This window comes from Bradyrhizobium sp. MI1.4 (genome assembly GCF_055811315.1).
The window spans coordinates 100,679-118,196 of the sequence record NZ_JBVVPP010000006.1; the positions used below are offsets into that span (position 1 = coordinate 100,679).

General features: G+C 59.7%; 14 protein-coding genes and 1 pseudogene. 4 read left to right on the forward strand and 11 right to left on the reverse strand.

Annotated elements, in window-relative coordinates; all coding sequences use genetic code 11:
* Positions 1 to 95: 95 nt before the first annotated feature.
* The 5 genes from AC0L23_RS09220 to AC0L23_RS09240 form a co-directional block, all read right to left on the reverse strand.
* Positions 96 to 974 (reverse strand): ABC transporter permease, encoded by an 879-nt coding sequence (locus AC0L23_RS09220; protein WP_026232479.1) that lies wholly within the window; start codon positions 972 to 974, stop codon positions 96 to 98.
* Between the two features lie 37 nt (positions 975 to 1,011).
* Positions 1,012 to 1,962, reverse strand: coding sequence for an ABC transporter permease (locus AC0L23_RS09225; protein ID WP_018453192.1), 951 nt, complete (start codon positions 1,960 to 1,962; stop codon positions 1,012 to 1,014).
* A gap of 72 nt (positions 1,963 to 2,034) precedes the next feature.
* Positions 2,035 to 3,699 (reverse strand): peptide ABC transporter substrate-binding protein, encoded by a 1,665-nt coding sequence (locus AC0L23_RS09230; RefSeq protein WP_085361104.1) that lies wholly within the window; start codon positions 3,697 to 3,699, stop codon positions 2,035 to 2,037.
* Positions 3,696 to 5,399, reverse strand: a complete 1,704-nt coding sequence (locus AC0L23_RS09235; protein WP_473356819.1) for an ABC transporter ATP-binding protein — start codon at positions 5,397 to 5,399, stop codon at positions 3,696 to 3,698. Before AC0L23_RS09235 ends, AC0L23_RS09230 begins: the two co-directional genes overlap by 4 nt.
* A 103-nt stretch (positions 5,400 to 5,502) precedes the next feature.
* Entirely contained in the window at positions 5,503 to 5,691 is a 189-nt protein-coding gene (locus tag AC0L23_RS09240; protein WP_018453189.1) for a hypothetical protein, read from the reverse strand.
* A gap of 386 nt (positions 5,692 to 6,077) precedes the next feature.
* On the opposite strand from AC0L23_RS09240, the gene AC0L23_RS09245 reads away from it, so the two are divergent.
* Entirely contained in the window at positions 6,078 to 7,403 is a 1,326-nt protein-coding gene (locus AC0L23_RS09245) for an NAD(P)/FAD-dependent oxidoreductase (RefSeq protein ID WP_085361181.1), read from the forward strand.
* 115 nt (positions 7,404 to 7,518) lie between these two features.
* Positions 7,519 to 7,995, forward strand: a complete 477-nt coding sequence (locus tag AC0L23_RS09250) for an Lrp/AsnC family transcriptional regulator (protein ID WP_018453188.1) — start codon at positions 7,519 to 7,521, stop codon at positions 7,993 to 7,995.
* Between the two features lie 93 nt (positions 7,996 to 8,088).
* On the opposite strand, the gene AC0L23_RS09255 is transcribed toward AC0L23_RS09250, so the two are convergent.
* The gene (locus AC0L23_RS09255) at positions 8,089 to 9,465 is read right to left on the reverse strand and encodes an aspartate aminotransferase family protein (RefSeq protein WP_026232478.1); all 1,377 of its coding nucleotides are present in this window, start codon (positions 9,463 to 9,465) and stop codon (positions 8,089 to 8,091) included.
* A 316-nt stretch (positions 9,466 to 9,781) separates the two neighbouring features.
* Between AC0L23_RS09255 and AC0L23_RS09260 the strand changes: the two genes are divergently transcribed.
* Positions 9,782 to 10,471, forward strand: a complete 690-nt coding sequence (locus tag AC0L23_RS09260; RefSeq protein ID WP_085361106.1) for a haloacid dehalogenase type II — start codon at positions 9,782 to 9,784, stop codon at positions 10,469 to 10,471.
* Positions 10,472 to 10,709: 238 nt separating this feature from the next.
* On the opposite strand, the gene AC0L23_RS09265 is transcribed toward AC0L23_RS09260, so the two are convergent.
* The 3 genes from AC0L23_RS09265 to AC0L23_RS09275 all read right to left on the reverse strand — a co-directional run bounded on the left by AC0L23_RS09265 (position 10,710) and on the right by AC0L23_RS09275 (position 13,704).
* Positions 10,710 to 12,167, reverse strand: coding sequence for an NAD-dependent succinate-semialdehyde dehydrogenase (locus tag AC0L23_RS09265; RefSeq protein ID WP_085361107.1), 1,458 nt, complete (start codon positions 12,165 to 12,167; stop codon positions 10,710 to 10,712).
* Between the two features lie 242 nt (positions 12,168 to 12,409).
* Complete coding sequence (locus AC0L23_RS09270) at positions 12,410 to 12,766, reverse strand: cupin domain-containing protein (protein ID WP_085361108.1); 357 nt, start codon at positions 12,764 to 12,766, stop codon at positions 12,410 to 12,412.
* A 14-nt stretch (positions 12,767 to 12,780) separates the two neighbouring features.
* Positions 12,781 to 13,704: a 2-hydroxyacid dehydrogenase gene (locus AC0L23_RS09275; protein ID WP_085361109.1), complete on the reverse strand. Its 924-nt coding sequence runs from the start codon at positions 13,702 to 13,704 to the stop codon at positions 12,781 to 12,783.
* Between the two features lie 278 nt (positions 13,705 to 13,982).
* Here AC0L23_RS09275 and AC0L23_RS09280 point away from each other — a divergent pair, with 278 nt between their 5' ends.
* Positions 13,983 to 14,861 (forward strand): GNAT family N-acetyltransferase, encoded by an 879-nt coding sequence (locus tag AC0L23_RS09280; protein ID WP_085361110.1) that lies wholly within the window; start codon positions 13,983 to 13,985, stop codon positions 14,859 to 14,861.
* Positions 14,862 to 15,100: 239 nt separating this feature from the next.
* Here the strand turns inward: AC0L23_RS09280 and AC0L23_RS09285 are convergent.
* A pseudogene (locus AC0L23_RS09285) lies at positions 15,101 to 16,527 on the reverse strand (succinate-semialdehyde dehydrogenase).
* 62 nt (positions 16,528 to 16,589) lie between these two features.
* On the reverse strand, positions 16,590 to 17,516 hold the full coding sequence (locus AC0L23_RS09290) for an alpha/beta fold hydrolase (protein WP_085361111.1): 927 nt from the start codon (positions 17,514 to 17,516) through the stop codon (positions 16,590 to 16,592).
* Between the last annotated feature and the right edge of the window lie 2 nt (positions 17,517 to 17,518).

Genomic DNA, 17,518 nt, shown 5'->3' on the forward strand with positions numbered 1-17,518 from the left:
TCAGCCAACGCGATGCTTGCGACGTCTACGCTATCAAGAGGTTCTGCTGGATAGCCTTCAACGCTGTCCGCTGCCTGCCACCTGGGCTCAAGCCGTCAAATGTGGTCATCTCTAACGTCAAGCGCATCGCGCAGCCCGTCGCCGATGAAGTTGAAGCTGGTCACTGCGATCGTAATCGCAGCGCCTGGAATGATGGCAAGCCAGGGAGCGCTGGCCAGATATTGCTGGGCGCCGTTCAGCAGATTGCCCCAGCTGGGCAGCGGTGGTTGGATGCCGTAACCAAGGAAACTGATATAGGCCTCCAGAAGAATCGCACGGGCGACGGTGAGGCTTGCGGCCACGATGATCGGACCCGTGGCATTGGGCAGAATTTCGCGAAGCATGATGTGCCTGCCGCTCAGACCGACCATGCGCGCGGCCTGGACAAACTCGCGCTCGCGCAGCGAACGGACCTCGGCTTCGACGATCCTGGCAACCTCCATCCAGCTCGTGACAGCAATGATGACAGTGATCATCATCGGGCTGGGCCGGAGCGTCGCGGCCAACGCCAGCACGAGGAAAATCGAGGGGAAGGAAAGAAAGCCATCCACCGTGCGCATCAGCGCGGCTCCGATCCAGCCCCCGCGATAGCCTGCGGTCACGCCGACGAGCGTTCCGATCAGCGTTGACAACAACATCGCGGAGAATCCCACCAGTAGCGAGACACGCCCGGCCATCAAGAGTCGCACGGCCAAGTCTCGCCCCAACGGGTCGGTGCCGAAATAATGATGACCGCTCAAGGGAGGAGCAAAGCGGGCGCGCAGATCTATATAGAGCGAATCGTAAGGCAAGGCGTAGGGGCCCACGACGCACGCCAACACGAGCAGGGCGATCATCGCGAACCCGAGCAGCGCCAGATGGTGTCGCATGAACCGGCGCACCCCGCGGCTGTGCCACCAGCGAATTGGAGGGAGGTGGGCGGAGATATCAGTCATAACGGGGGACTCCTGTTGACGGCACGAACCTGCGTCTTCAGCTGAGACGAATGCGCGGATCGACGAGTGCGACAAGGATGTCTGCGACGAGATTGCCCAGCACGACAAGGATGGCTGAGAATATCAACAGCCCCATGACCATCGGATAGTCACTGTAGCCGAGGCTGTCGAGAAACAGCCGCCCCATTCCCGGCCAGGTAAAGATGGTCTCAGTGACCAACGCGCCGGTCAGAATGCTCGGCAACTGCACCCCAGCCAGGGTGATCATCGGCAACAGCGCATTGCCGACGACATGCTTCAGCAGGATGCGGCGCTCACTTAGGCCCTTGGCACGAGCCGTCTTGACGAAATCCTGGCTCAGCGCATCAAGGGTCGCGGTGCGCATGTAGCGGCTCCAGACCGCGACATGGACCAGCGACAGCACCAAGCTTGGCAAGATCAGGTGATGCAAGTAGTCCAGCACCGATCCGTCGCCGATCGTGTACATGTTCCCTGCAGGCACCCAACCGAGCTTCAACGTGAAGATATAGATGCCGACGAGGCCGAACCAGAAGGTCGGGACCGACAGCGCGACCATGGCGCCAATCGTCGCGCAATAATCGAACAGGGAATAGCGGTGGGTGGCACCGCGGATCCCGATCCAGGAACCAAGGGCGATGGCCAGTGCCGTGGACGTCCCCATCAGCAGCAGCGTAGCGAAGAGGTGACGCCCAATCACCGCCAGCACCGGCGTTCCGTCGCGGAAAGAGTGACCCCAGTCGCCCTGAACCAACCGCCAGGCCCAATCAAAATACTGAATCCACAACGGCCGGTTCAGCCCGAGCTGCTCTGCCAGTCGCTCAATGTCCTTCTGGGTCATGCCGGGATCCAGCCCGAACTGCGCGAGAGGACCGCCCGGCATGAAGTTGAGCACCGTGAAGCCAATGATCGAGACGATCACCAACAGCACGATGCTCTGCGAAAAGCGATTAAGCAGGAACCCGGGCATTCGAGTCTCCATGTTAGCTTGACAGCGCCTAGGCGCCGCCCTGCGCCTATACGGGCCTCGGGCGGCGATACGTCAACTCGCCCAAGACCAAGCCAGCGCGTTCCAGGATTCGGTGCGCGTGTTGACGTTCGGCACGACGCCGGAAATGCCCTTCTTGTTACCCTGGACCGAATTGGTCTGGTACAGCGGCAAGAAGGGCAGGTCGCGGCGAACGAGCTCTTGTACGCGACGGTAGATCGAGCGCCGCGCGTCCGGATCGAAGCTGCGAGCGCCTTGGTCGAGCAAGGCATCGACCTCTGGATTTGAATACTGCGCATTATTCGAACCACGCCCGCCCTTCGCTGCAATCGCACGCGAGTGCAAGCGATTGGTCACGTCCGGGTCGGCGCCGATCAGATACGTGCTGCCGACGATCACGGAATCGAATTGCGATTGCTGCCAGAACTCGCCCCACATCACCGCGGCGGGCAAGTTCGATATCTTCATCTCGACGCCCAACTGAGCAAATGTCTGCTGCAAGAACTGCTGCACCTGCTCGCGAAGCGGATCGCCTGACGTGGTCGAGCTGGCAAAGGACAGACGGACGCCGCTTTTGGCACGAACGCCATCCCGCCCGGGCGCCCAGCCGGCTTGGTCGAGGATCTGGCGCGCGCGGTCCAGATTGTATGCGTGTGCCGGAAGATTGGGGTTATAGTAGGTGGACTGCCTCGGCATGAAGGTCTCCGTCGGAGTCGGCACGCCGTAATAGAGCCCCTGGATGATCGATTCCTTGTCGATGGCTGCGTAGAGCGCCTCACGGACTGCAAGTTCCTTGAACTGTGGACGCTCCAAATTCAGGTAAAAGGACTCGAATGAAGCCTTTGGGACCAGTGTCACCACTCGGTTCGCCAGCGCCTTGGCTTCCTCGTAATGATCAGCTGTGATGTACGGCTGCCCCATCAGGTCCACATCACCGCTCTTGAACTGAGTGTAGAGGACGGTGAGATCGGGAATGTATTTGAAGATCAGCTTCTCGATGTGTGGGCCTTCTCCGAAATATTCGGGGTTAGCCACGAGTTCGAGATGATCGCCTGCAACCCGCTTACCCCATTTGAATGCGCCGGTGCCGACCGGCGCCTGGTTGAAGGCGGCGTTGTTTGGATTGGCCTCCTTCTCGAGGATGTGCTTGGGCACGATGAAGGTTTCGGTCAGGAACGAAAGATAAGGCGCAAAAACCTGTTCCATTCGCCACGAGATCTCCGTGGGCGAGATCACCGTGATGTCGCGCACGAGGGCATGGCCAGCTGTGCGCCAACTCCGGAAGGCGGGATTGGTGATCAGTTCGAGGGTGAATTTCACATCCTCGGCCGTGAAGGGTTTGCCGTCGTGCCAGCGCACACCGTCACGCAGACGGATGCGCCATTTGAGGCCGTCCTCCGAAATGCCGCCGTTCTTCTGGTTCGGTACTTCGACGGCAAGGTTGGGCTCAATCTCACCCTTTGGGTCGATCCGGAAGAGCGCGTCGAAAACCGAGAAATGCACACCATCATCGACTTCAATGTGCGCCATCAGCGGATTGAAGACGGTCGGCTCTTGTCCAAGTCCGACGACGATGCGACCGCTCGGTTTGGCGGGGGCCTTCTGAGCGAAGGCGGGCGTACCCAACAGGCCTGGTGCAGCGAGGCCGGCAGCCCCGGCCACCATCAATCGAAGTGCATTGCGCCGTGAATAGCTCGAGTCAAAATAGGCTTCCGTCATGACCTCTCCTCGTTCTTGGCTGTGTCCCGCCGGTATTCATTGACTCCCGCGAGCGCGCGAGCGCCCCTTGGCTGCCCGCCGGGGATGGCAGCGACGAGCTCGCGCGTGTAGGCGGATTTCGGGTCCAGGAAGATCTGCGACGGCGGTCCGCGTTCGATGATCTGTCCTCGATGCATGACGGCGATCTCATCGCAAATCTGGCTGGCAACGCGCAAATCATGCGTGATGAAGATCATCGAGACGCCGGTCTCCCGCTGAATCTGATCCAGCAGCTTCAGGATTTGGGCCTGGATCGAGACATCAAGCGCGGAGACGGCTTCGTCGGCGATCAGCAGTTGTGGTTTGAACATCAGCGCACGGGCGATGCCGACGCGCTGGCGCTGACCGCCGGAAAATTCGTGCGGATAGCGGTCGAAGGCGCCTGAATCCAGGCCGACATGGGACAGAAGCTCCCGCGCCCGCTCACCAGCCTCTCTGTGCGGCACGCCATGCGCGACCGGCCCGACTGTGAGAATTTGCCCGACCGTCGAGCGCGGGTTGAGCGACGCAAAAGGATCCTGGAAGATCATCTGGATTTTTGGCCTTAGCGGCCTAAACTCGGCCTCGGTAAGCCGGGCGACGTCGCGGCCTTCGAAGAAAATCGAGCCACCGTCGCTCTCCATGAGCTTGATCAGCAGCCGCCCGAGCGACGATTTGCCCGAACCGCTTTCTCCGACAACGCCTAGCGTGCGGCCCTGCGTGAGATCGAACGAGACACCATTGACCGCAGGCACGATGCGCTGCGTACGGAAAAGCGCACTGCCGCTACGATAGGTCTTGACCAGACACTCGACCTTCAGGATTGACGCCCTGTCGGCGGCTTCCAAGGGATTGCGGTCCTTGCCGGTCAGGTGCGGCACGGCCGCGATCAGGCGGCGCGTATAGAGGTGACTGGGCGACTTGAGCACCTGCTCGGCACTGCCTTGCTCCACGCAATGACCCTTCTCCATCACCACAACGGAATCGGCAATCTCCGCCACGACTCCAAAGTCATGGGTGATGAACATCACGCTCATTCCCTTGCGGCGCTGAATGTCGCGGATCAGTTTGAGGATCTGCGCCTGCGTCGTCACGTCGAGGGCGGTCGTCGGCTCGTCCGCAATCAGGATCGCGGGCTCAAGAGCCAGAGCCATGGCGATCATCACCCGCTGCCGTTGCCCGCCCGAAAGCCGGAATGGATACTGGTGATACATGAGTTGCGGATCGGGAAGGCCGACCTCAACCAACAAGTCTATGGCGCGGCTGCGACGGGATTTCGCGGTCCCAACGTCGTGCGCTGCCATCACTTCCTCGATCTGCGCGCCCACGGTCATCAGCGGATTGAGCGCTGAGAGCGGATCTTGAAAGATCATCGAGACGACGCGGCCGCGAAGGTTGCGGAGCTTATCGGGCGAAATGGCTACGATGTCGGTCCCATTCAGGTCGATCGAACCCGAGGTAACACGTATCGCCTTGGGCAGAAGCCCCATGATCGCATTGGCTGTCACCGACTTGCCCGATCCGGACTCTCCAATGATGCACAGTATCTGACCGCGCTTCAGATCAAAGGAGACGTTCTCGACGGCGTGAGCCCGCTCCATCCCGGCCGGCAGGCTCACGGTCAGGTCGCGCACCGAGAGTGCCACATCTTCCGAAGCTACAGCCTGAGAGGCAGAGGCCATTTGAACAGTCTCCCCTTTCAACGGCGTTGGGTCATTCTGCTGCGGATTGGCTCTTCGGCCATTGTTGCCGCCGCGACGATCGGACAGGTCGAAAATTCGCCGCTCATTTTGCCATTCCCTGTTCGGAGAGTGCGACATGATTCAAAGCTTGGTGCTCGACAGGAAAAAGCTGTCGCTCAAGCCAAAACATCGGACGAGCGGCCAACTCGATCACTGAATCGAAGTTCGTGGAGCTAACAGTCCCATCCAGCTTGATTGCTCTTGTGGAGGTCTGTTCCTGGACAAGGCTCATCCAGCGTCCCTTTAGAACTTCTGCCACTGATCGACATTGACCCGGCATTCGCGAGTTTGACTGCTTCAATCACCCCAGAGTCGCCGAAACGCGCCGTATGGGCAGCAGGAAGTTCTGAAAACGAAGTGCCATCTGGCATTTCAGTCTGCGCCGCGACGAGAGAACTCTCAGGCGGCCTGCCTTGTGCACGGCACGGCTGCACGCGCTCAACGCCTGATGCCCTGGTGCTTTGGCGAATGAGGTGGGCGCGAGCAACGTGTTCTCGCAATAATAGCTTGAACAGTAGTCGGCAAACCGCAGAATATTCCGTCTAATCACAAATTCCCGCAGAGCACCTGCCGCGAATGCTCAGCTACGATAGGTCAAACGCCGGGAGTCCTCGCTTCATGAGTGCGCCGCTCATCCATATTGAATCAAGCCCGTCTCTGCCTCAAGAGGCTGACGTCGTCGTCATTGGCGGCGGCGTGGTGGGCGTGTTCACGGCTTACTATCTCGCCCGCCGCGGCGTTAAGGTCGCCTTGCTAGAGAAGGGGCGTGTCGCCGCCGAGCAGTCCAGTCGCAATTGGGGATGGTGCCGTCAACAGAATCGCGACGCACGCGAGCTACCGATCGCCACCAAGAGTCTCGATCTTTGGGAGAGAGTAGCACAGGAGACCGGGGAAGACACGGGCTTCCGCCGCTGCGGGCTTCTCTATCTGTCGAATGACGAGAATGAGCTGACCGGCTGGGCGAAATGGCGCGATTTTGCAAAGACGGTCGGCGTTACGACACACATGTTGAGCACGAACGAAGCGAGCGAGAGAGGCAAAGCGACGGGCCGCAAATGGAAAGGCGGCGTCTCCTCTCCAACCGACGGAACGGCAGACCCTTCGAAGGCTGTGCCCGTGGTCGCGCGTGCGATGATGACGGCTGGCGGCACGGTGCACCAGCACTGCGCCGCTCGCGGCATAGAGCTCCGTGCCGGCCGGGTGAACGGCGTAGTGACCGAAATGGGCACAATCCGGACCAACACGGTGGTCATGGCAGGAGGGGCCTGGGCCTCTTCGTTCTGCAACCAGCTCGGCATTCGCTTCCCACAGGCGTCCATGCGCCAGTCCATTCTCGCCGTGGCTCCTGGCGCGGCGGGTCTGCCCGACGCCCTGCACACTGCAGTCGTGTCGCTCACGCGGCGTAGCAGCGGCGGGTACACGCTGGCGATAAGCGGGCGCGCGCGAGTCGATCCAACGCCGCAGCAATTCAGGTTCGCCCGCGAATTCGTGCCGATGTTTGCTCGCCGCTGGCGCAGTCTCGCCCCTGGAGCATTCGAGGGCATGCGCCAAGGTCATGAATCCTTGGCGAAGTGGGCGCTCGATGAGACGACCCCGATGGAGCTGAACCGGACACTTAATCCCCGTCCCGACATGCGGCAGATTCGGCTGACACATAAAAGAGCTTGCGAATTGCTGCCTGAACTCCGTCGCGTCGCAATCTCCAATGTCTGGGCCGGCTATATTGACAGCACACCGGATGGCGTTCCCGCCATCGGTGAGGTGGGGGCGATTCCGGGCTTTATCCTTGCGGCCGGGTTCAGCGGACACGGTTTCGGGATTGGTCCCGGCGCAGGGCACCTGATCGCGGACATCATTACTGGTACTGCACCGATCGTCGACCCGCGTCCATACAGGCCGGAGCGGCTGAAAACGGGTGCCTGGGGCAAGGTCGCCGAGTTCTGAAAAGCAATCTCTCCGCCCGGTGGGAAAGGATGCTGGTTGGTGCTATGACAGTGCGTATGACGCTGAAGCCTCAAAGCCTTGACGCCGCTATGGCTCCCATCTCATGGCATTGCCTATGAAGCTCGATAAGATCGACATCAGGATTTTATGCGAACTGCAGAAGAACGGGCGGACTTCCAACGTCGAGCTCGCAGAGCTGATAAACCTTTCCCCGAGCCCGTGCCTGATGCGCGTCAAGAGGCTCCAGACGGAGGGCTTCATCACCGGCTATTCCGCCCAGATCGACGTCTCCAAGCTCGGACAAACTCTGACTGTGTTCGCCGAGATCACGCTCAAAAATCATCGCCAGATCGATTTCGCGCGCTTTCTCACGACCATCGAAAAGATAGATTCGGTCGTCGAATGTCATCTGGTTTCGGGCGGATATGACTACCTGGTGAAGTTTATCACAGCGGGAATCAGCGAATATCAAGCGCTGATGGAACGTCTCGTCGAGATGGATATCGGAATCGACAAATACTTCAGTTTTGTCGTGCTGAAGTCCCCGATCGTGAAATCCCATCTGCCTCTCGAAAGCATATTCAATAGCTGAAGAACAATCCTCCACCCCGGGGAGCATGGGCAGATCGCCGGGCCGGCGCTACGGCTCAGGCTTTTTCTGGCCTCGGAATGACAGGCGCAGTGATTATCCTTTCATCGCCGCGCGGACGTCCCTGTCTTCGAGGGTTTGGTCGAGCGTCATGCGAGTTCGTTCGATGATGCCGTCGATGTCCGCATCCGTGCAGCAGAGCGGGGGCGCAAGACCCAGCACGCCTTGGGCAAAGGCGCGGATGACGAGACCGTTGTCCCATGCGCGGTCGAATATGCGGCGCGCGGCGTCAGCTTCCGCCGGCAGGGGCGTCTTGCGCTCCTTGTCCGTGACGAGCTCGATTGCGGCCAGCATGCCGCGACCACGGACATCGCCGACAAGTGGATGATCGGCAAGCGCGCGAAGGCCTTCCATCAGGCGGTGCCCCGCCTTTCGGCCGTTTGCCAACAAGCCATTTTCGTAAAGATCCAGGCACGCGAGCCCGACCGCTGCACTGACGGGATGCGCGGAATAGGTGTAGCCGTGGCCGACGGCCGTCTTGCCGGCTCCGTCCGCAATCGTGTTGTAGACGCGGTCGGACATGAAAACGGCTCCCATCGGCACATAGCCCGACGTCAGACCCTTTGCGGTGGTCATGAAATCCGGCACGACGTCGTCTTCTTCGCAGGCGAAAAATGGGCCGACACGACCAAAGCCAGTGATGACCTCATCGACTACGAACAAAATATCGTTCTCCTTGCAAACGGCGTGCATGGCTTTCAACCAAGATGGCGGTGGCACGAGGACACCCCCTGATCCCTGAATTGGCTCGACGTAAAAAGCCGCAATGCGATCTGCGCCAAGTTCGGCGATCTTGGCTCGCAGGGCCGCGACCGACGCAGCAATGATAGCCTGAGGATGGGAACCGACAGGATTACGATAGGTATAGTGCGACGGAATTTTGTGCTGCCAGCTATAAGGTACCCCAAAGCCCGCATGAAAGGCGGGGATCGCGGTCAAGCCGGACCCTGCCGTCGACGATCCGTGGTAGCCATGCTCGACGGAAATGAACTGATCCTTCTGCGGCGTACCCTTGGCATGATAATAGTACCGAATAAATCGGATTGTGCTGTCGACGGCATCGGAGCCACCTAGCGTGAAGTAAACATGGTTCAGATCGCCAGGCGCCAATTCGGCCAACCTGGCGGCCAGCCGGATGGCCGGATCGGAGCCCAACCCGAAATAGCCCGTCGCGTAAGGCAGCTCGCGCAACTGCTTCGTGGCAGCTTCAACGATGCTCTCTTGTCCGTACCCGACGTTGACACACCACAGACCAGCAAACCCGTCGAGCAATTGATGTCCCGATGCATCGGTCAGGGTCGCGCCCTTCGCTGATCTTAACACCCGCACACCCAAGGCCTCGTGACCGCGATAGGATGAGACCGGGTGAACCAGATGTGCGCGGTCCAGCTCGATCAGCGAATTGCTCAACATTTCGGCCTCCATATCAACCCGAAACGCAAAGTAGGATATCGACGACAGCAGTTCCTCCCAAGCTGCGCCTGAGCCAAAGGAGTTTTGACTTTCGTTTTTGATCGACGCCGCATCTTATACCGCGGCGGCGTCCGCCGCGTGGCGGTGCTGTTCAACTCGAAAGGTTGCTTGGCGCAACTCTCTGCCAAGGCTTCGAGCCGATACGACACAATCTGCTTCCGGCTCCAGCGAAAGCGGCGCTTTATCTTACGCGATGCTCATTATGATGCTTGTCGTACTGGCACGCGGTGCCGAGAGGATTGGAGGATACCACGACATGACCGAGTTCCGACCGAAATATATCACTTTCGATTGCTACGGCACGCTGACGAATTTCGACATGGCCGGTGCGGCAAGGCGAGTCTACGCCTCCCAGCTTTCTGCCACGACGATGGCAAGTTTCATCAAGGATTTCGCCGCCTATCGCCTGGACGAAGTTCTTGGCGCGTGGAAGCCATACTTCGAGGTCGTGCATAATTCGGTAGAGCGCGCGTGCAAGCGCAACGGTGTCGTATTTCGGCCGGAGGATGCCCAGCGCATCAATGAAGAGATCCACACATGGGGTCCACACCCCGACGTCCCGGCGGGTCTGGCCAAAGTTGCCAGGGAGATTCCGCTGGTCATCCTGTCGAATTCCATGAAGAACCTCATCATGTCGAACGTCGAGAAGCTCGGCGCGCCCTTCCACACGGTCATCACGGCCGAGGAAACCGGCGCCTACAAGCCGCACATGAAAGGCTTTGAATACATGCTGGACAAGCTTGGCTGCGGTCCGGAAGATATCACCCACGTCTCATCCTCCTTCCGCTACGACCTGATGACAGCCTACGACCTGGGCATCAAGAGCAAGGTGTGGGTGAACCGCGGTCATGAGCCCGCGAATCCCTTCTATGAATACAGTGAGGTCGCTGACATCGGCGGGCTCGCCGCCGCAGTCGGCTTGGAGCCCCTTCGAAGAAGTGCGTGAAGGCGTATCCTTTTCGGGCTCTTTCGCGGCACGTAGACCTTCGAAAATTTCAGTAGAGACTGTTGCGTGATGAATAAAGGGGGCGGTTCAACCGCTCCCTTTTTCTGTGTTCGAACTACTCATCCGACAGAATTGTGTTACTTCGCTGTCGAGGCATCATGGTGTTGTCGCGCGGATGCGGTCCGCCGCAAAATCGGAGAACCCTTCGATTCCTCTCCTGAAACCAGGAATCGCCCCCTTATTCCAATCCGCCGACATGAAGCGTTTTGATCTCAAGATATTCATCTATCCCGAGCTGGGATCCTTCGCGCCCCAGCCCGGACTGCTTTACACCGCCGAACGGCGCGACCTCGGTCGAGATCAGGCCGGTGTTCAGGCCCACCATGCCGAATTCCAGCGCCTCGGCAACGCGCCACGAGCGCTTGAGGTTTTCAGTGTAGAAGTAGGCGGCAAGGCCGAAGGGCGTGCCGTTCGCGATCGCGATCGCTTCGTCCTCCGTCTCGAAGCGGAAAAGCGGCGCGACTGGTCCGAACGTCTCTTCTGAGGCCAAGAGCATGTCAGTCGTTGCCTCACCGAGCACGACGGGGCGCGCATACTGCCGACCTTCCGGCATACGTTCGCTCTGCGAGATGATCTTCGCGCCTTTGTCCAGGGCGTCTGTGACGTGCCGCTTGATCTTTTCTATCGCCGCGCCATTGATCATTGGTCCGATTTCGACACCTTCTTCGGTGCCGGCACCGACCTTCATTTTTGCGACCCGGCTGGCGAGCCTTTTCGCAAAGGCACCGTAAACGCCGGATTGCACCAGAATGCGATTGCAGCAAACGCAGGTCTGTCCGCCATTACGAAACTTCGACGCAATCGCGCCCTCGACGGCCCGGTCAACATCGGCATCATCAAAGACGATGAACGGCGCGTTGCCGCCGAGCTCGAGGCTGAGCTTCTTGATGTTGGCGGCGGCGCCTTTCATCAGCAATGCGCCGACGCGAGTCGACCCGGTAAACGAGATCTTGCGGACAGTTTCATTGTCCATCAGTTCCTGGCCGATTTCCGCGGGCATGCCCGTCACGATATTAATCACGCCCGCCGGGATCCCTGCCCGCTGCGCAAGAACGCCGATCGCGAGCGCCGAAAACGGCGTAAATTCAGATGGCTTAATGACCACGGTGCAGCCCGCAGCAAGCGCAGGTGCCACCTTGCGCGTGATCATGGCGTTAGGAAAGTTCCAGGGGGTGATGATCCCGCAGAGGCCTACCGGCTCTTTCAGCACCAGAATGCGGCGATCGGCAGTGGGTGAAGGGATGGTCGATCCGTTGATCCGGCGTGTCTCTTCCGCAAACCATTTTACGAAGGATGCCCCATAGCGGATTTCTCCGAGCGATTCAGCAAGCGGCTTGCCCTGTTCCAGAGTCAACAAGAGCGCCAGATCCTGCTCATGCTGCCGCATCAGCTCATACCAACGCTCCAAAAGTGCCGCGCGTTTTGCATGAGTAGTCTTCTTCCAAGCTTTGAACGCATCAGCCGCAGCGTTGATTGCAGCCGCAGTCTCGTTACGCCCCATATCGGGGATGGTACCAAGGACGTTCTGGCTGGCAGGATCAATGACATTGACAGTGGCTTTCGCGCTCGCATCTCGCCAATTGCCGCCGATCAGCCCTTGCTGGCGAAACAGATCCTTGTCCTTCAATGCAATCATCTACATGTTCCTTTGCCTTCGGGCCCAACTCCGCCATTCCTGCTTGCCAACCGAGCAGGTCTGCACGACGAGAACGCTCTTGGATTTGCGACTGGCGAGCAAAGCCGGCTCATTTGAGCAATAAAGGCCGCACACCGCATTTTTTCATCGAGAATTGCCTGACGGCGCTGAAGCCGGTCAGGCGCGACTTTGAAAGTCGATTGTTCTGCCAAGCCAGATTTCGACCGCTCTGAGCATTGCGCTCAGTCATAAGCGCTGACGTAGATCTTTCGCACGGTCTCGATCGTGCGCCAGACGCCGACAAAGCCCGGTTTCATCACGAAGCTGTCGCCGCCGCGGTAAGTCCTGGTCTCACCACCCTTTTCCTCAATTTCGATGAGACCCGAGATGATGTGGCAGAACTCGTAAGTGGTGCCTTTGATGGAATGGGTCTCGCCGGGCGTTGCTTCCCAGACGCCGGTCAGCACCTTCTCGGCTTTGGAGGCGTCCTGCGCCCAGGTCTTGAAGGATGGATTGCCCGAAATGAGTCGTTCCGGAGCAGGCAAGGTGTTCTTTGGTGCGAAGTCCGGATCGGTATCGATAGTAATCAGAAGTGACATGGCATTATCCCTGGTTAATAGCCGAGTGTTCGATCAACAAGCCCGATCGGATTTTTTCCCGCGCGGTGGCGCCTGATGTTTTCTACGACGGATTGTGCCGCCGTATGCGGTTGCGTCACGGATGCGATGTGCGGCGTTATCATGACCTTCGGATGTGCCCAGAGCGCATGGCCTTCCGGCAGCGGCTCGGGGTCAGTGACATCGAGCATAGCTGCCGCGAGGCGGCCGCTGTCGAGCGCCTCGATGAGTGCGGCCTGATCGAGCTGCGGGCCGCGGCCGACATGCAGCAGTCGCGCTCCCATCGGCAAAAGCGAGAAGAGTTTTGCGTTCAGGAGGCCGCGGGTTTGCTCCGTCAGGGGCAGAAGACAGACGAGAATATCCGTTCCTCTCAGGAAACTGCCCAGCCGATCGTCGCCATGAAAGCAGGTGACGCCCTCGACTACCTTTTTGCTGCGGCTCCATGCGGCAAGGGAAAATCCAAAGGGCTTGAGGCGATCGATTGCCGCTTGCGCCAGCATCCCAACGCCCAGGAAACCCACGCGGCGTTCGGTCGCCTGTGGAGTGACAATATCTTGCCACTCGCCCCTTCTCTGCTGCTCCCGATATGCGAGCATCTCGCGATGGAGCGCCAGCACGCCAAGCACGACGTATTCCTGCATCATGCGTATGATGCCATCCTCGACCATACGCACCAGCATCACATGATCGGGTATGATCTCGGGCACGAACTGGTCGACTCCGGCACCGATCGAAAAGAGCACCTCCAAATTGCGATAACGCGAGACGTCGTCCGGCACGTTCCAGGTCAGCAGATACCGCACCTTTTCCGGGTCGATGCTTTTCCTACCCTGGTAGAATTCCAGATCGGGGAGCTCGCGCGCAAATATCTGGCGGAAAATTGCGCCCCGAGCGGCATCGGAATTGAAAAGAAACCCCATCTAGGGACCCTTCGTGTCACGCGGCGAGATGCTCGATGACTTGTTGGCGCGCAGCGAGCTCGCCGGACATCTACAGCCTAGCGGCAAGCAGAAGCTTTCTCTGCCGAATATCGGTGCGCTATATGCCGAACATTTCGAACACTTGCACCAAAACAGGTGAAACCTGCTGGCTTTCCGTGCAATGCTGCGGCAAACACGTCTGCTGTCGCAACTGGGCAGCAGGTTCATAAAGCACGACAAGCCATAGACGTTGGCATTCCGCGAAGGAATGAACTGAGATGGGACGATCCGTACGCCTGAAGTCCTTCGAATTGGTCGCGCGCGACATTCGAGACGTTGATGTGAAGCTGCTCCACGCGCTCTCGATTGCCGTCGGCTGGCCGCATCGGCCAAAGGACTGGGATTTCCTGCGCCGCGCCGGTCAGGGCATCGTCGCTGTTGACGGCATCGGGCGCGTTTTCGGAAGTGCGATGTGGTTCCCCCACGGACGCGAATTCGCCACCATCGGCCTGGTACTCACATCGCCGCGCACCCAAGCACAAGGTACCGGCCGATGGCTGATGGAACAGGTGTTCGAACGGTGCGAGGATCGGAATCTTGCCCTGAACTCGACCGATGCTGCCTATCATCTTTATCTGTCGCTGGGCTTCACCAAGGAAGCGGTCGTGTATCAGTGGCAGGGAGAGATCGTATCACCCCTTCCACCGACATCAGTTCTGGATGGCGAATTGAGGTCGGCGTCAGCCGAAACTCTCAATGAGATTGCGGCGCTGGATGAGCGCGCGTTCGGCACGAGCCGCCGGGAGCTGCTTGCTCTGCTTTCGGAAGGTGCGTCAATCTGTGTACTGCGCCGCGACGGCAAGACCGTCGGCTACTCCATGAAGCGCGAATTCGGGCGTGGTCACGTGATCGGTCCCATTGTCGCCAGCAATGATTATGACGCGATCCATCTCACGGCCGTGCATCTTAAGGATCTCACCGGCCGTTTCGCCCGCGTCGATACCCGGGAGCAGACGGGCCTGTTTGCTGACTATCTTCAGCAGAGCCGCCTCGCGATCAGCGAGACGGTCACAACCATGTCCAAGGGGCGGCGATTCCTCAACCGAAAGGAAAACGAGCCGTGGGTCTACGGATTGGCCGCTCACGCGTTGAGCTGAGCTGTGAAGCGAATTGTTAGTGGCGCCTGTCCCACGAATATAAATGATAACGACCACTTATTCGGCAACTTCGATTCCGGAGTGTCGGAAAAATTTTCGCGGCGAATTTCGATATTCCGAGCAACAAAACTAAACCGCTGAATGTTGCGACTATTCCCTACGTGGCCGCTCCCTCCCCATTCAAGCTACGGCCCGAAACGGTTTCCGCCCATGCGTTGTTCCGCGATGCCGGCAGCCGCTCAAGTGGCAGAACTCTGGATGCTACCCATGCAGAGGTATTTGATTTCCAGATAGTCCTCGATGCCGTATTTCGAACCCTCACGGCCGTTGCCGCTCTCCTTGACGCCGCCGAACGGTGCAACCTCGGTCGAGATCAGGCCTTCGTTGATACCGACGATGCCGTACTCGAGCGCTTCGGCAACGCGCCAGACCCGTCCGATATCGCGGCCGTAGAAATAGGCCGCAAGTCCGAACTCGGTATCGTTCGCAAGGCGGATCGCTTCCTCTTCAGTCTTGAAGCGGAATACGGGCGCGACCGGGCCAAAAGCTTCCTCCCGGAAGATCAACATGTCCGGCGTGGCGTCCGCCAATACCGTCGGTTCAAAGAACGTGCGGCCAAGCGCATGGCGCTTCCCACCGATGGCGACGCGCGCTCCCTTGGAAACCGCATCGGAAACATGCTCTTCGACTTTCTCCACGGCGGCGATGTCGATCAGCGGACCAATCGCGACGCCGGGCTCGAACCCGTCACCGATCTTGAACGCACTAACCGCCTCAGCCAGACGCGAGACAAACAAATCGTAGATCTTGTCCTGCGCAAGGAAGCGATTGACGCAAACACAGGTCTGGCCGGCATTGCGGTATTTCGAAGCCATCGCGCCCTTGACCGCGGCATCGATGTCCGCATCACCGTCGACGCGCTCTGCGCCATCAGCTTCTTGCCGATTTCGGTCGAACCCGCGAATGTCACCTTGCGTACGATCGGATTGGAGGTCATTTCGCCGCCGATCGCCGACGCCGAACCTGTGATGACGGACAGCACACCTTGAGGGACGCCTGCCCGCTCCGCCAGCAGCGCAAGCGCCAGCGCGGACAGTGGTGTCTGGCTTGCCGGCTTGACGACCATGGTGCAACCCGCCGCCAGGGCCGGGCCCGCCTTGCGCGTGATCATCGCCGCCGGAAAATTCCACGGGGTGATTGCGGCACAAACGCCGATCGGCTGCTTTAGCACGATGATGCGTCGGTCGGCCGTGAACCCCGGGATCGTATCGCCATAGACGCGTTTTGCTTCCTCGCCGAACCACTCGACGAAGCTTGCGGCATAGGCGATCTCGCCCTTGGCTTCAGCGAGCGGCTTGCCCTGCTCCGCCGTCATGATCGCACCGAGATCGTCCTGGTTCGCCATCATCAGATCGAACCAGCGTCGCAGGATCACGGCGCGCTCTTTCGCGGTACGGGCTCGCCACGCCGGTAGCGCAGCGTTGGCGAATTCAATCGCCCGCCGGGTCTCGGCCATCCCCATGTTGGGGACATGTCCGACCACGGCGCCGGTCGAGGGATTATCGACCGTGATGGTGGCGCCGTTATCGGCGGCTACCCACGCACCTGCCACCGGACAGGCATCGCGCAACAGGGTCGGATCTTTGAGCGTGAGTTTCGAAGCCATGATGAAGACAGCCAGGTTGGAATTAACACGTTATGATGCAGTTCGGCATGAAGCATTCAGCGCTAAGTGGAGTCGTGGCCGCTCAGAAACTGCGTCACGACCTCGATCTGTTCGTCAGCGATCAGGGCCGGCGCATGCCCGCAGTCCGCGACGGTGTGAACGCGGACATTGCGATTGCGCCGCATCATGTCCTTGAGGACGCCTTCGGAAAGCAAATCCGATTGCTGCCCGCGTATGACCAGAATGGGGACATCGATCGCATCCCAGTATTTCCAGAGATCGACGCTGTAGTGCCAAGGGTTTCGAAAGGCCTGAGCGATGTTCGCATCGCACAGCGGCTTGAAGCAGCGCCCCTCCACGCTCCAGGCCACGCTATGCGTTGTCAGATGCCGCCAGTGCACATCCTCCAATCGCCCGAAAGGCGCCAGAACCCGCCGGTAGTAGCCTTCGGCCTGTTCGATCGTCTCAAACGATTTGGGCGCCTCGTTGAGATTGGCACCGAGACGAAGCAATCCGGTCCAGGGCAGATAGGGTCCGATGTCGTTGATGACGATGCGACGGATCGGACTGCCCGGAAGGGCAGCCAGCACCATCCCGATCAAGCCGCCCAGCGACGTTCCAACCCAATCGATCTCCGTTGCACCAAGAGCTGCCATCAACACGGTCATGTCGCTGCAATATTGCGGCAAGGCATAGTCGCTGCTGTCGTGCAGCCGTTCGCTTTGTCCGCGGCCCGGCAAGTCCGGGCAGACGACCTGCCGCCCTGCCATTGCGAGAACTGCGGCGAGGTGATCGAAGTCGCGGCCGTTTCTGGTCAACCCATGGACGCAGAGCACCGGCCGCACCGCGGGTGCTGGGCCCCAATCCGTGAATGCGATACGATGGAAGCTGCGCCGGGTCAGCCCGCGCACCGATCCGGTGCGGTCGGGCGCCCTCTGCCGTCCTTCAGGCCAGTCCGTGGGGCGCAACTCGGTGGATTTCAGCCCCATCG